Raw genomic sequence first — 17,001 nt, forward strand, 5'->3', positions numbered from 1 at the left:
TGGTGACGGAGATATAGACCCGCGGCCCCTTGTTCTCATCTATCGCGGCGTCAAAGCTGGCCCGCGTCGCCGCCGACACGTTGCCCGGCAAATCGGGCACGTCATTCGACAGGTTCAGCGTTTCCAGCGAATAGCTGAACGAGATCGCATCACCGTCCATCGTCACGTCCGAGACGTGGCGCGTCGCGGCGGTGATCTTGGCATTGATCTGCGTGGTCAGCGTGCCCTGCATCGTGCCGGCATTGTTGGCGGTCATGTCCACACCGTTGAACAGCAGGCCGCCATTGGTTTCGGGGATCTCGATCCCCTCGATGACCATGCTGGCCTCGGTGTTGTTGGTGATCAGGATCGACGCATCCTTGGGCGTGTCGAACAGACCGCTGCCCGACAACTGGTTGCCAAAGACACGGACCTGCCCGGCCTCGGCCTTGACCGGTGCGATTGTGATCAACTGGATTTCGGGCTGCAACGGCACGATGGTATCGACCCCGTTCGCCGTCTGGATCTCGGCAAAGCCAAGCGCCAGCATCCGCTGCTCCAACGCGGTGATCGCGGCGGTATAGCTTGCGCTCAACGCGGGGTTGTCGCCGTACTGGGCCAAGCCGGCCTGAAGCTGCTCGATCTCCAACTGCGCGCTGCTCTTGACGCTGGAGGTTCCGGCAGTGAAGGCGATGTCGCCCACATCGCTGGCCACGCGAGTGCCATAGGCCGCCATCGCACGATCCGCGATGGTATCCTTGCGCCCGTCGCCGTTCAGATCGCCCAGCACCAGGCTGGAGCCGGAGGAGTAGTATTCCAGCCGCGTATCCGCACCCGTGCCCACGATCCGGTTGTCGATGATCAACGTCTTGTGGCGGAACGCACCGGTGCGCACGATCCCGTCATTCACCACCTTGCCATAGGCCCGGACCAGCAATTCGCCGTCGTCCTGATCGGCCATCGACCCGCCGAGCAATCCGTCCACGGCATCCGTTGCCGCCGAAATCCAGCTTGTCGCCTTGGCGAAGGAGTCCGTATCGAACACCGCGTTCTGATCGGCGTTCAGCAACATGGAGCCATAGCTCTCCATCACCGCGCCCGATTTCACGTTGATCGTGTTATAGGCCACATAGGTCGCGCGCGCCGCGATATCGTCCAGCGGCACCAGCGAGCCTGCGAATGTCTCCATCGACACGGCTAGATTGTGCTGCGTCGTCACGAAATCAGCGCCCACGCCCGTGGTCAGCGTCAGATCGCCCACCGCCAGCATCGTCGATCCGCTTTCCATCGTGATCAGGTTGGACGGCGTCAGCGTGATGATCGCCGATCCCGCCGCTGCGGTCGCCAGACCCCACGTCTCCGCGCTGGTCTTGATCGAGATATCGTAGAGGCCATCGACCTCCATCGTGATCTGACCACCGGCCCGCAGGTTCGCGCCGCTGTCCAGACGGACCTCGCCCGTCACATTGCTGGCGTCGATGGTGTTGTTGCCCGCCGCGCCCGAAACCGCACCGGCGGTGAAGAAGTTCAGGATTTCCTTATAGGTAATCAGGTTCGCGACATTCGCATCCACATCGCCCGTCGTCTCCACGTCGGAACTGGTGCCGAACACCACCCGCGTGTCGAGGTTCAGCACACCGCGCGACAACGCACCCGCCGCGCTGGCCAGACCGCCGGTTTTCGCCGTCATGTTGTTGCCGCTGACCGCATTCTTGGTCACCTGGCTGGAGGCGCCGAAGCTGGCCGTCCCGGAATCCACGTCCGCATAGCTGCCGACGCGCGCCAGAACGGTGGAGTCTATATCGATATTGCTGATCGCCCCCGTGATCCCGATGGCGCCGCCCGCGATGGTGTCAATCTCACTGTCGGGGCGGGCATCGTGCGAAGCGCTCAGGTTGAACGCCCCGCTCAGATCGATATCGGCCTGCGTGGCGAAACCGCTCGCATCCGCGACCGAGGCTGTCACATCCGCGTCGATGTCCACGTCCACGATGTTGACCGCCGCCGCGATACCGCCCGCCGCACCCACCGCAACCGCGCCCCGCGCCGCGTTCGTCCCATCGGCGGAGATCGTCAGATTGCGCCCGGACAGGGCCACGCCCGCGCCGATGGTCGCATCAATCACTGCGGTCGTATCGGCATAGCTGCCCGCGCCGCCCAGACCCACGAAACCGACGGTCGCGGCATAGCCCCGCGCGAATATATCGGAGTCGCCATCCGCAATGACGGAAATGTCCCGCGCGGAAATGTCCGCATCGCCCAGGATCTCCGCCTTCACGTCGTTGGTTACGGTGATCCGCGCATCCGCGCCCTGCGCGCTCAGCAACAGGGCACCGCCGCCCGCGATGGAGGTCAGGTCCGCCGTGCGGCCCCCGTCGGTGATCCCGTCAGTCCGCGCCGACACGCTGAGGTCGCGAACATCCAGCACGCCGCCCGCCTGCGCCAGAACATTCGCATCCAGCACCATGATGCCCGAGGCACCGCCCAATGCGGCGGTGCTGCCCACCGTCACCGAGGCGATGCGCGCCGTCGTGCTCATGCGGGAGATCGCATCGACCGCCACATCCAGCGTCGCGGTCCCACTCTCCCGATCCTGAACGCGCACGCCGCTCAATGTCGCGCGAACGTCTGGCCGTGAGATCAAAGTCGCGTTAACGCCCGATGCCGCCACACCGACCATCCCCGACGCAGCCGAGGCGCCCAGCGTTTCGGACAGCATGGTGGAGCGTGAGGTCGCCCCGACATTCAGCGCGCTCGACAAGCGCAACACGTCGCCCGTATCGCCCGTGATCTGCGCCGTGACATCCGTGGTATAGGTTAGCGTCGCCTGCGCGCCGCCGCCCGCCACCGCAGCTCCGATCCCCGCCGCCACCGCAGCGGAGGATGCAGCCGAGATCACCCGGTTGTTCATGTTGTCCGCCGCCGTCACGCTCAGGTTGCTGGCGGTGACGTCCGTGCCGGAAACCTCGGCGGTGACACGGTTGTCGATCACACCCGAAGCCACGCTGACCGCGACCGACACCGCGACCGCGACAACACCGACCGCCGCCGCGACGGAGGTCGCGCCGACAATGCTGAGCATCGTGCCGCTATCCTCGGCATTCACACTGACCGTACCGCCCGCAGTGATGGTGGACTCGCTGACAGATGCATCCACCGCATAGGCCAGCGTCGCGTTCGACAGCGTCACCGCGCCCGAGACTCCGACCCCCACACCGCCGCCCGCAAATGCCGCCGACACCGCCTGAACGATGGTGTTGATCGTTGTCGTTTGCAAAGCCTCGACCGTGACGTCGCCGCCAGCGGTCATCGTGGCCCCGGTCACCTCCGCGAAGGAGCCGTCCGTGCTGTTGTTCACCCCGATGATGTTGACCGCAGTCGATCCACCGACCGCGACGCCCACACCGACTTTCCCCCCTGCGAGAGAGGCCGCCGCCGTCAGAACCGCTGCATTGATCTGCGCATTGCCCTGCGCCCGCACGATGATATTGCCCGCCGCATTCAGCGTCGCGCCATCGACCCGTGCGGCGACCGTGCTTCCGATCCGGTTCGTTGCACCCGCCCCGGCCCCAGCGACCGCCACACCGACAACGCCAGCCGCCAGCGCGATTGCCGCGGCCCCCGTGGCGGAGTTGATCTGCCCGCTGTCCTGCGCCGTGACCGAAATGTCACCGACCGTGGACGTGACCGAGGCACTGCCGGCCACTTCGTCGATCTGCGCCGTGATCGTGTTGTCGATATCGTTGATCGCCACCGCACCCGCAATCGACACGCCGACACCAACGCCGCCCGCCGCGATCGTCAGCGCCACCGCCGCGACCGCCGCGTCGATCCGGCTGGCATCCTGCGCCGCGACACTGACCGTCGCACCCGAAACGGCGGTGGTCGTGTTGCTGATGATCTGTGCCGTCTCCGTCATGCGAATGACGTTTTGCGCCGCCGCGCCGCCGACCGCGACACCCACGCCGACACTGCCACCCGCAGCCGCTGCGGTCCCGGCAAACACCACGGTCGAAATCCGCTGGTTGCCGCTGGCCGAAACGATGACATCGCCCGAGGCTACGATACCGGAATCGACGATCTGCGCCACGACGGACCCGTCGGTCGGATCGTTCGAGAACAGGCTGGTCGCCCCGATGAAGTTACGGGCGAAGGACGCCCCCACCGAAACCCCGACGCCAACACCGCCAACCGCCACGGACACCGCCGCCGACATCACCGCCGCATTGATCCGAGAGGCATTCTGCGCCTCGACAATCACGTCACCAGCATTCGTCGTGGCGATATCGCTGAGGGTAATCTCCGCCTTGGTGGAACTCAGAACCGTGTTCACCGCAAGTGAGCCTGCGCCCGCCACCGACACCGCGACACCGCCGGCGGTGATCGCCACAGCCGCCGCAACGGCTGCGGAATTGATCGTGGTGCGCAGCGCGCTCAACGAACCGCCCGAGGTCATGGTCAGCGACCAGGCGTTGCCCTCGGCATCCTGCAACTGCCAGACCGTCGATCCATCGTCTGAGGTGGCAATCAGATTGCCATCGGAATCGCGCTGATCCGCATCCGCAGGCTGCTTGATCAGACCCAGACGCAGTTCGCCCATGGCATATTCGCCCACGGCGGCCAGCTTGGCCCGCAGGCTTTCCAGAATGGCCGCATCGCCGGTGACATCTGCCGCAACCGGGCGATCGCGCCCCTCGCTGTCCTCATATTGATCGTAGGAGACCGCATCGTTCAACTGTGCAGCACTCAACCCCGTCAAGGCGGAGGCCGGCTGCGTATCGCCGGTAATCGCCCGCACGGCCACATCGCCGCCCGCATTGATCTGGTCGATGGCGGTGATGCCGGCATAGACGTCATTCTCAACCTGATTGATCGAGGCCGCCAGCGCCACGGACACACCGACCCCGACGCCCCCGAACGCGGCGGAGATCGCAGCCGCACCCGTGAACACGTTCATCAGGCTTTGATCCGCGGCCTTCACGTTCAGGCTGCCGACATTCATCGTCTCCGCCCCGGTGCCGGTGATGCGCGCGTTCACGTCCGTCTCGACCCGGTTTTCCGTCGCGACACCCGCACCGGCGACGCTGACGCCAACCGACCCGGCGGAGGCCGCAGCCGATGCCGCCAGCGAGACCGCATCGACCTTCTGCTTCGACGTGGCCAGAACCTCCACCGCGCCGCCGGTGGTGACGTCGGAATTGACGATCTCCGCCGTGACGACGACAGGGGTGCCGCTGACATTGTGCAGCAGCCAGTTTTCGGCATCCGCGAAATCGACGGTATCCAGCGCCAACGCCTGCTCCGGGGTGATGGTCTCACCGATATATTCGTAGACGTCGCCCTCACGCACGCCGCCCAGAACCTCGACCCGGGTGCCCTTGGTCAGGGTGGTGACGGTATCCGCCGTGGTCTTGTCGCCCGCGCCTGCGGTGAACGGGATCAGCCCCGTTCCGATCAGGTTGCGCGCCAGCGCCACACCGATCGACACGCCCACACCCGTGGCCCCGGCCGCCACCGCCAGCGAGGCCGCCGCGTTGAGCGATCGGATCGTGCCGGCGCTGTCTGCCTGCACCGTCAACTTGCCCGTCGTGACGGTCGTGTCGGAATTGAGAATCCGGGCGGTGGCCCCGCTGGTGATGCGGTTCGTAATCAGCGCCCCGGCACCCGAAACCGCCACCCCGACGGAGCCGAAGCCCGCCGCCAGTGCCGCCGCCGCGCCCACCGCGTTGATCGTCGCCGTATCCGATGCCGCGACGATCATGTCGCCGGTGGACCGCACGCCCTGATCCGCGTCGGTGATGTGGGCGGAGGTATCGCCCGTGATCTCGTTATGAACCGCCGTGATCCCGATGGAAACGGCAACCCCGGTCGCCCCCGCAGCGAAGGCCACGGACACCGCCGCCGCCGCCGCGTTGATCTCACCGCTGCCGTCTGCCTCAACCTTGACGGTCGCGCCGGAAATACCGGGCAACGAACCGCTCGCCGCGCCGTCGCCCTGGATATAGGCGGTCGTGTCGATATCGACCCAGTTCTGCACCACAACGCCCGAGCCGGAGACAGCAACCCCGGTGGAACCTGCCGCAATCGCCACCGCCCCCGCGAAGGCCAGCGCGTTGATCTGCGCCTCATTCGTGGCCGTGATGACCAGCGCATCGCCCGCCTGCAAGCGGCTGTCTTGCGCATAAGCCGCGACCGCGCCGCCATCGCTCAACCCGGCGAAACCCTTGCCGACATAGTTGAACGCCAGCGCCGCGCCCACGGACACGCCCACACCCGTGGACCCGAACCCGGCGGAGATCGCAGCCGCCAGAACCGCCGAGTTGATGCCAGACTTCATGCTGGCGTCGATGCCGATATCGCCAGCGGACACGACGATGGAATCCACCACCCGCGCCCGCACATTCGTGGTGACGAAGTTCAGCGACAACGCCCCTGCCCCGGCGACCGCGATGCCCGTCGATCCGCCCGCAATGGCCAGCGATGCCGCAGCCGAAATCGCGTTGATCGTCATGACCTCGAATTGCAATTCACCGCCCGATCCCAGCTTGATCGAGAACGCCTTGCCCGCCTCGTCCACCAGCGTCCAGCCGCCAGCCTGGTTGTTCTTGGTCAGACGCACGGTGCCGTCGGTATAGCTGCCCTGAACCGCATCGACAGCGGCCATCTGGTCGTTCATCAACTCGGTGATCTTGTCGATGGTGGCCTTGTCCGCCGCCGCATCGGTCGGATCGACCGCGTCGCCGTCGTCATTCGTCGCGACCTCGGTTGCGTCGTTCAGGCGATCCACCGTGATCAGCGGATTTGCCGCCGCGGTGAAGCTGGGCGGCGGGGCGCTGCCCGCGGTGACGAAGACACCGTCATCGTCCGCCGTGCCGCTGCCGGTGACGTTCGCGCCGACAATCTCCGCGACCGTGTCGCCCGAAACCTCGTTATACGCGACCGACAACCCGATGGAGATCGCAACCCCAGTGGAGCCGAATCCCGCGCTGACCGCCGCCGCCGCCGTGGCCGCGTTGATGATGCTGGTATCCGTGGCATCGACCGTGATGGTCGATCCGCTGACCCCCGAATCCATGTCGCCCGAAATCGCCGCATAGGCCCCGCCGCGAATGTTGTTCACCGCGACCGACCCCGCGATTCCCACCGCGACCCCCGTCTTGCCTGCCGACAATGCGACCGCCGCCGCCACGACAGTGGAGCTGATGCTCTGCGCCGCATCGGCCACGATCTTCACGTCGCCGGTGCCCGCCAGATCGGAGCCGCGCACCTGCGCGACCGCCCCGACATCGGTGCCCGCCGCCATATCCTTGCGCAACCACAGATCGCGGTTGGTGAAATCGGCCAGGCTCAGGTCGATCAGCGTTGTCACGCCATCCACGACCTGACCCACCTGGGATTCCGAGCCGACATATTCAAAGACCGCGCCCGACAGCTGATCGCCATCCGCGACCCGCACGATGTCACCCGCGTCGATGCGCGCGACACCCCCATCGGACAGGCGGAATTCCTCACGCCAGAGTGCTGTGTTCGTGTAATCCGTCGTGCCCAGATCCACCATGCCGGGCGTGCCGACAAAGCTGTATCCGGTCGAGGCAAGCTTGCCGCCCGCCACCGTGCCGCCCTGTGCGACGACCAGGGCATTGTCGCCCAGCGTCACCTCACCATCGGCGCTGGTCGCGGTGATCTGATCCTGGAACCGCTGCGCCACCTTGCCATAGCCGATCCAGTTCACCGCCAGCGAGGATCCGACCGCCACCGCAGGCGTCGTCGCGCCGGAGATCGAGACCGATGCCGCCACCGACGCCATCGTCGCGTTGATCGCGGAACCGGACGTGCCGCTGACCGTCGTATCGCCGCCGACCGTGATGTTCGACGTGTCGATCAGCGCATCCGCCGTGCCGCCGATCACGTTCGCAGCCAACGCGCCGGCACCCGATACCGCGACCGAGTTGCTGGACCCCGCCGAGATCGACACCGCGACCGAGGCCGCAAGCCCCGTCGCATTGATCTGCGCCGCGCGCTTCGCCGTCACGTTCAGATCGTTCGTGACCGCCGCCGCCGTGGCGGAGGTGCCGACGCGAACCGCGCGGGCCTGCGCCTCGCTGTCGATGTCGTTGCGGGTGAAGCTGGCACCCACCGCCACAGATTTCGATCCGCTGGTGCTGGCCGAAATCGCCGCCGTGGCCGAGATGACGACCGCGTTGATGACGGATGTATCCAGTGCCGTGACATTGACGTTGCCGCCGACCGTCAGCGTTGAGATATCCTCCAGCACCGCGACCGCCTGACCGGCCACGCGGTTCATCGACAGGATCGGCGCGACCGAAACGGAGGTCGTGGCCTCCTTCGAGATCGCCACCGATAGCGCAGAGGAACTGATCGTCGCGTCCAGCGTCAGCGCATTGTCCGCCGACACGTCCAGATCCCCGCCCGAGGTGATGGTCGCATCCGACAGGGTCGCCGTCGCCTGCGCCCGGTCCAGACCCAGCAGAGAGGTGCCCGCGAACATGTCCACGATGTTGGTAAAGATCAGGCTGCTGGCATAGCCGATCTGGTTGAACGCCACCGTCACGCCAACCGCGATTGCCTGCGATCCGCCGGTGGCGGCTGTGCTCATATCGACCGTGGCGCTCATCGTGGCGGCGTTCTGCGCCGTAACGCTGACCTTGCCGCCCGCATCCAGCGTGACGTTCCGCGCCAGCGTCTCCGCCTCCGCGTTCTGGGCGTTTGTCGCGATGATCGCATTGACGGCGGAGGTCTTGCCCCCCTTGAAGACGGAACCGCCATCCGCCGACACCGTGCCGGTGTTGAGCACGGTAAAGCTCGACGTCTCATCCGCCGCGATGGTGATCGCGCCACCCGCGTTGATGTCCGCACCCTGCACAGTGGTCAACGCATGGCTGCGCACGTCATTGAACGCAATCGCCGCCCCCACCGCCTTCGCGTCGGAGGTGGAGACATTGCCCAGCCCGGCCACGCCGGTGACCGCCTGAATGAACCCTGCGATCTGCTCCGGAGAGACCGGGATCTTCAGCCACAGATCCGTGTCGGAGAAGTCGGTCGTCGCCAGGTCGATCGGGTTCAGGTAATCCGGCCCGATGATCGGATCGCCATTCGCGTCAACCTGCTGCACGGCGGCATACATGTCGCCCGCAGTCAGCCCGTCCGTACCGTCGCGGTTCGAGCCGATGCGCACCATGTCGCCGCTGCTCAGCGCGCGGGTGCCCGACAGGGTGGTATAGCCGTAATCGTCGGACAGATTGGTCGCGATGTTCAGAACGATGCTCAACCCGCCATCATTGGTGACGGTGACCTGCGTCTTGCTGTCATTGGTGGCGTCCAGCGTCGCGTCGTCGGTCGCGCTGACCGTAACATCGCCGCCCGCGACCAGAGCGTTCACATCGCCGCGCGTCGCCGCAGACCAGCCCGCCGTGGTGCCAAAACCCGTATCCGCCGGGATCGCGACACTGCCCGCCGCGCCGGTCCATTTCCAGACATTGCCATCCGCCGCGATCACGAAATCGCCCGTTTTCAGATCCGCGCTGCCCGAAGGCTCGACAAAGGCGCCGGTGATCCAGGCCCGCGCGCCCGCGCTCAGCTTGTTGGAGGCGATGATGCCGCCCACACCCTTGCCCGTCGCACCGGTCAGGGCACTGGCCGCGCTGGTCGTCTCATTCCCGGTTTTCGCCGTGACGGTGGCGGTATTGTCCGCCGTGACGGAGATATCGCCATCCGCCGTTGCCTGCACACGCTCCATATAGGCGCGCGCCTCCGCCGGTTCCTCCCCATCGAAGGCCTCGGAAATCGGGCTGGAGCCGATCAGCGTCTCAACCGCGTTGAACAGCGCGTTGGACGGTTTCCAGCCCATCGTGTTGAACGCCGCCAGCACGCCATAGGCCGTGTCGCCGGTCGCCGTGATCGCCTGCATGTTCGCGGACATCACCATGTCATTGATCGCCGTGACGATCACGTTGCCGGTATCCGCCACACCCCCCGCCGCATCGCTGGCGTTCAGCGTGCTGTCGATGACCGCAGCCTCCGCCGCGCCCAGCATCACGTTGGTGCCGACAGTGCCGCTGATCGCCTTGCTGACCCCGTCGCCGGTCGCGGACCCGCCCGAGGAAGAGGTGGCGTTGTTCACGTCCACATGCATTTCCGCCGCCAGATCGGCGCGCACCGTAATGTCGCCATCCGTGGTGTTCAGCGTGGCGTTCCTGACGATCGCGCTGGCGCCGGAGCGGTGATCGTTCAGCACGAAGACCACGCCGGTCGCCTTGCTGTCAGAGCCGCTCTTGTCCGGGTCGCTGTCGGGGATGTTGTATCCCTGCGGAATGATCGAGCTTTCCGACGCCTGACGCCACAGGTCCAGATCGAGGAAGTTCGCCGTGCTCAGATCGACCAGAATTGGATTGCCCGAGGCATCCACATCGTTGCCGAGGTAATAATAGATATTGCCGGCCGGATCGATTTCCCCCTCGCCCGCTGCGGGCACGTTGGTGAAATTGTCCGCAACCCGCACGCGATCCTGAAAGCCGAGCGCGACAGACCCGCTGACCAGACCTGTATCGAAATCCACCGGGAACACATCGTTCAGCGTTTCCTGCAACACGTCCACACCGCCGGTATTCGACGTGGTGGAGGAGGTCACGAATTTCGTGTTCGAGAAGAACTTCGAGCGGTCCTCGGCCGAGATCGTCAGATCGTTGCCCGCGCTCAGCTTCTCACCGGTTGCTGCATCGGCATTGTCCACCAGGATCTGCGCCTTGGCCTGCGCCTTGTTCGAGGTGATCAGCGCGCCAGTGCTTTCGCCGCCTGCATCCTTGATCGCGCCCGCCTCTGACATCGTGGCGTTCGTCACCGTCGCGTTCATCAGCGCGGTGGTATACGCCGCCGCGTTCAGATCGCCACCAGCCAGGATATTGCTCGCCGTGATGGTGACCGATCCGCCGCTCTCGACCTTGCCATCCAGCAGATCGTCCGAGATGAACGGATCCCCGATGATCGCCTCGAACGTGTTGAACAGGATGTTCTGCGCCGCCCAGCCCAGCGTGTTGAAGGCCAGCGTCAAGCTTTTCGCCGTGTCGCCGGTCATGGCGTTGGAATCGATGGTGCTGTCCATCACGGTCGCCTGATCGGCGGTGATCGTAACGTCGCCCACGGTCGCGCGCAGGTCCGCATCGTGCACCACCGTCGCCGCCGCGCCCAGCAACATGTTGGTCGCCACCATGCCCTGCTTGGCCACCACGGTACCCGAACCCCAGGTCGATCCGCCCGAAACACTGACGGAGGTTGTTACGTTCGACAGCAATGTCGCGTTGCCTGTCGCCGCGATCACGATATCGCCCGTCGTGGCGGTGATGGCGACCTCGCGCACATCCACCCGGGTGGCACCGTCCACCTGGTTCGTCACCACGGTCGCGCCGGTCGCGGTCGCGTTGGAATCCGCCAGATTCCCAAGGTTCGGAGACAGCAGATCCTGCACATCCGGCACGACGGACAAATCCGCCCACAATGCGGACTCGCTCGTGTCGGTCAGATCCGCCGCCTTCAATGCGCCCATGTCCAGCGTCGCGTCCGGCCCAAGATAGATAAACACCCGCCCCGTCAGGGCGTTGAGCGCCTGCGCGTCGATCAGCGCCTGACCGGTCAGCCCGGTCGTGTCCACGCTGCCCATCCGCATCATGTCCGAGGAGGTGACGAACTGTGACCCGGAATGGTTGGTAAAGCGGTACTCGTTGGCGGCGGCCTTGGCCATGTATTCGCCAACGATGTCCATGTTGTTGATCGCGGTCGCGTCCACCAGCAGCGATGTGCCCGCGCGCATGTTCGCGCTGTCCTGCGCCGTGACGCTCAGCCCGGCGGCGGTCACGTCGCGTTGCGCATCCGCCCCGATATCCACCCAGTCCGCATTCGTGGCAAAGCTCTGCACCGCATCGCTCAATACGACCGATGGCGGCGTCGCGACGATGGTCCAGTCGTCGGAATTATCCTCGATCAGCGTCTTGAGCTTGTCACCTGCGGTATTCGTGATCGAACTGCCGTCATAGCGCAGATAGACCCCGATATCGTCCGCGAAGCCCGGAACCAGCCCCAGCAGACGCACGGTCGTGCCGGTGGACAGGCTGGAGGGCACGGATTCCAGGCCCAGTCCGTCATCCGCGTCGATCACGCTGGGCGCGCCGGTCCAGACATAGACCCGCCCGCCGGACACAACCCGGTCGCCGGTGGCCAGATCGGTGATGGTGGCGTTCAGATCATGGGTCTTGGCCGCGCCGGAGATCCAGGCCTTCGTTTCGCTCGCCACCCGGTTGGTGGCCAGAACGCCGCCGGTCGCCGAGGCGTTCGCACCGTATTTCAGGTCCTTGTAGCTCTTGCCCTTGTTGACCTCTTCGCCCTTGTCATTGGTCTTGGTGGATTCAGCGAAGGCATCGACCAGCACCCGGTCGTTCTTGGCCTTGGTCTTGGTATCGGCACCGACCGTAGCGTTCAGGATGCTGACCTCGGCCAGCTCCATCCCTGCGGTGCTGCTGTCCTTGATCTGCCAGATGCGGCCCTGGGAGTCCGTGACGTACCATTGCGCCCCGGCGGCAAGGATTTCGACCGTCAGATCGCCCTCATATCCCACGCCGAGCGTGGTGAATGCCGTCTCAAGCGCGGTGGTGATCGCCGCATCCGCAGTCGCGTCCGCCGCGTCGTCGGGCTTGGAGACCGCCACGTTGTCCAGATCCGCCGCCGTAACCGCGCCGGGCAGGATGTCGGTGGGGTCCGAGATCACGTTGCGGCTGGCCGCGCTGACGTCCAGATCGCCCGCGACGGTGGCGCTGACGTAATCCATGAACGCCTCGGCCCCCGTCGGGTCCGTCTCGATGAAATAATCCGAGCCCAGGAACGCATCCAGCGCCGCGAACAGGATGTTGCCGGTGTCATAGCCGACCGTGTTGAACGCGAAGGTGAAGGCCATCGCCTTGGACTTCGCGCTGGTGTTCATGTTCAGGAACGCATCCATCGTCGTGACGTTCAGCGCCTTGACGGTCACGTCCCCGTCCGCCGTGGTGGTCACGCTGCCATTGGACATGCCTGCCGTGGCCTTGGAAAACAGGGCGTTGGTCGCGACCACGCCGCCACTGGTTTCCTTCGCCTGAATGGTGGAGGAGTTGTGCGCCTTCAGCGACGCGCGCTCCCGCGCGATGACGGACACATCGCCATCCGCGATCAGCGTGCTTTGCGTGACCAGCGCCACCGCGCCGCCATGCGCCTCGTTTCGGGTCAGCATCGCGGATTGCGCGCTGGAGGCGCCGCCCGCGCCCTTGATCGCGAACCCCTTGAAAATCGCCTTGGCCAGCGATCCGGTCAGCAGATTGCCGGTATCCTTGAGCTGCCACAGGTTCAGGTCCGTGAAATCGACATCCGCCCAGTCCGCCACGGTCAGCGGCGTGCCGCCCAGATATTCGTACAGTTCATCCGTCGGATCCGCACCGCCGACGCCGGGCACCTGATGCAGCACACGCTGCCCGAACGTGATCGTCTGATCCGCGCTCTTGGTGGTGTAGGCGTAATCGTTCTGCGCCTTGTCGATGAGGCTGTTGACGATGCCGAAGCCCAGATCGTTATCCGCCCCGGCTGCGGTAATCATCGCGGTGGTCGCATCCATCACCGTGCTGTCATCCGCCAGGATCGCGATGCCCGCCCCGGTGATCGTGCTGGTGATGACGGTCGCGCGCGCGGCACCCGACAGCATGTTCTGCGTGACGACCGCCCCCGCCGACGCCCCGTCCGCCCCGCGAAAGGCCGAGGCCGCCGTGGTCGCATTCATATCCGTCAGCGCCGTCAACGTGGCGGAGTTCACCGCGCTGACGCTCAACGCATCCACGCCCGTCGGTGTCGCGGTCGCCGTCACGGTCGATCCCGTGACCAGCGCCGTCGCGCCCGCAGGACGCTGCGCACCGATATCGCTGGCCAGCAAGGTGTCCACCGCCATGAACAGCAGGTTCTGCGCCTCGTACCCGACCGTGTTGAACGCGATCATCAGCGCCTTGGTATCCGCACCGCCGGCAAAGGCACCGTGCAGCGTGGCATCCATCGCGGTGGCGTTGGTGGCACCGACCAGCGCACCGCCATTGGTCATCGTGACAGTACTGTCGCGCAGGGTCGCAGTGGACCCGCCGTTCAGGATATTGAGGATCAGGGCCCCGCCCACGGCGTTGCTGTCGCCGTCGCCGGTCAGGGAACTGCCGCTCGACACCGTGACGCCGATATCGCCCAGCGAGGTCAGGTTGCCGGTTCCCGCCGCCTCGACCTTCACGTCGCTGGCCGCCGCGATATCCGTCTGCTGCACCAGCGCCGCAGCGCCCGAGTCGACCTCGTTGCGCACCACGACACCGCCCAGCCCGATGGCGTCCGTCTCCTCGAAGGAATTGCCGGTGGGCACCAGATCGGTTTCGGTCGCGACCTTCCACAGGGTGGTATCGGTGAAATCGGTCGTGCGCAGATCCACCTCGGTGCCGTCAGCCCCCATGAACTTGTAGATATCGCCCGCCGTGCCGGTGGCCGTACCGGTCGAGCCGGCCAGATCGGCGTAAAGCTGCACCCGGTCGCCGAAGTCCAGCGACGGGTTCGACCCCAGTGTCTCGGGCGTCAGCAGATCGCCATCCGTCTGGATCGTGCCATTGGTCCGGTAATCCGCCGGGCTGATGCCGCCGATCAGCGCGTCCACGTTGGACGCCCCGCCATCGGTCGCCGCTGTCGCATTCGCGACCAGCTTGACGTTGGCATTGATGCTGGCGCCGTCATCGGCCTTGACGCTTACATTTCGGGTGGAGGTGATGGTGGAGCGTGCGGCCCCATCATTCTGCACACTCGCACGGGTCGCGGAGGTCACCATGTTGGTGGCCAGCACGATGCCCGCGGCATAGGACTTGGTCTTGCGGCTCGCCGCGATGGACTCGTTCTTCGCCACGTTGGTTGTGGTCGCGTCCAGCAGCATCTGCTCCGTCGTGGCCAGCACGCTGACATCGCGCCCGCTGATGGCGGATCCGCTGACAAGGGCCACCGTCTCGAACCCGGTATAGGTCACGTCCAGACCCAGGCCCAGGATCGTGTCGATCCCCTCCTCGAAATCGGTGTAATCCACATCCCGGCCAAGGTTGTTATACGCCACCGCCAGTGCAATCGCCGCCCCGTCGCCGCCGACGGTCTGCGCAGTCGCCTCCGTCTTGGAATCCAGCAAGGCGTTGCTAGTCGCGGTGATATCCACATCGCCCGCCGCCGTAATCGTCGCCCCTGTCACGCTGGCCGTGGTGCCGCCCAGCAATTCATTCACCGCCAGCGTCCCCGCGATGTTCAGCGCGAAGCCCGTCGGGTTCACATATCCTGTCGGCACGTTGAGCTGCTGCGCGCCGGAATAGGACACCAAAACCATCGCATTCGTGGCGGTAACGTCGATATCGCCGGTGGTGGCGGTCACGCTGCCGCCCGAGACGACCGTCGACACCGAGCGCGTCACCTCATTCAATGCCAGCCCGAATGGCAGGCTGATCGAGGTGAAGCCCGCCAGCCCGATATCGAAATCCTTCGCCTGCACGATGACGTTGGACGTATCGTTCGCGGACAGAATGACCGCGCTGCCCGAAACCGTGGCACCCGTCAGCGACACGCCAGTCGTGCCTGTCACCGTGTTGCTGGCAACGATCGCCTCGGAGGAGACGGTGGATTTGTTCTTTGCCGTTGCGGCAACCACACCGGTGCTCGTCACCGAAGCCGATCCAATGGTCACCGACGCGGTATCGTCCACCACCTGCGCCGCCAGCCCGAACAGAGTGCTTTCGATGGTCGAGGTCACATCGCCCGAGATCTCACCACTGATCGAGACGTAGCTGCCCGAAACATCGGCACCATCCGCAATCGTCACCGTCGCGGCGCGCGTGGCATTCAGGGTGGAGGCCAGCGCATCGAAGCCGATCGTCGCACTATCCTGCGTGCCAAAGACAGCATCGGTCGCTGTATACGCAGCCGAGGTCAGCGTGACGGTCAGGTCGGTGCTGTTGAGCGCGTTCAGCTTGACGCTGTTGCCTGTCAACGTGCCCGCGACATCGACCACCGCACGGTCGCGCAGCGTGACATCCGCGACGAAGGCCAGCGTGTTGTTCGCCTCAACCTCGATAGTGCCGCGCGTCCAGGCCTGTATGTCAATTGCGGTCGCGTCGATAACGGATACGGCGGCCACGTCGATGGTCGCATCCGCGCCCGCGACGAAACTCTCGCTTACGCCAGTCAGCGCCGTCGTGCCTGTGGTCGTGGCCGTGACGAAGATATCCACTGTCGAGGAGGACCGGATCGAGCCATCGACATCAATCAGATAGCTCGGATTGTCGTCCACACTGGCCGATCCGCCGGTCCTGCCGGTGTTGGTGCCTGACGCGTTGAACGTGACCTTGCCGACCTTGGACGCTGCGGTTCCCAGACTAACCCCATCCGCCACGCGTATCGAGTCCGCATAGGCCGCGATCTGGCCCTGATACCCCTCGTCGAAACCGATGAAATCGACGGAATCCGCGCCGCTTTGGCCGACGATCTTCAACTCGAACGAGGAGTCCAGCGTCGATGCGTCGAAATCCACCGCGAAATGATCGTCGCCCTGATCGCCGTTGATCGTAAGGGTGCTGATGCCCGTCAGGTCCCCGCGATAGATCTCAACATCGCGATTGTGCCGGTCGGTGATGATGACTTCCTGCGCCGTTGCCCCGGTCGCAATCCGTACTCCAATCTCCGTTCCCGCATTCAGATCGTCGTCGATGCTGACGGTCAGCGTCGAACCCGATACCGCCCCGGACGCCATCACATCCGTATCGTAGGTTCCGGTGGCCAGTCCGAATGGATCGGCCGACAGCAGAACGCGCGGTTCCATCGGGTCGAGCATCAGCCGCCATGCCGCGCGCCGCAACCGTTCAAAACGGTCACGGTCACGATGCTTCAAACGGGCGCGAAACCCACGGTTGATCGGGAGGTGGGGCAAACTACCGACAA

Annotated in this window: 1 protein-coding gene (running past one end of the window); it reads right to left on the reverse strand. The window is 65.4% G+C overall.

Going from position 1 to position 17,001, the window contains the following annotated elements:
- Positions 1-16,951 carry the 5' portion of an LEPR-XLL domain-containing protein gene (locus G8E03_RS15360; RefSeq protein WP_205793450.1) on the reverse strand. 14,861 nt of this gene lie to the left of the window's left edge, so only the first 16,951 of its 31,812 coding nucleotides appear in the window; the start codon lies at positions 16,949-16,951; the stop codon falls past the left edge of the window.
- Positions 16,952-17,001: the final 50 nt, after the last annotated feature.

The organism is Pontivivens nitratireducens, from assembly GCF_011290545.1.
Lineage (GTDB): Bacteria > Pseudomonadota > Alphaproteobacteria > Rhodobacterales > Rhodobacteraceae > Pontivivens > Pontivivens nitratireducens.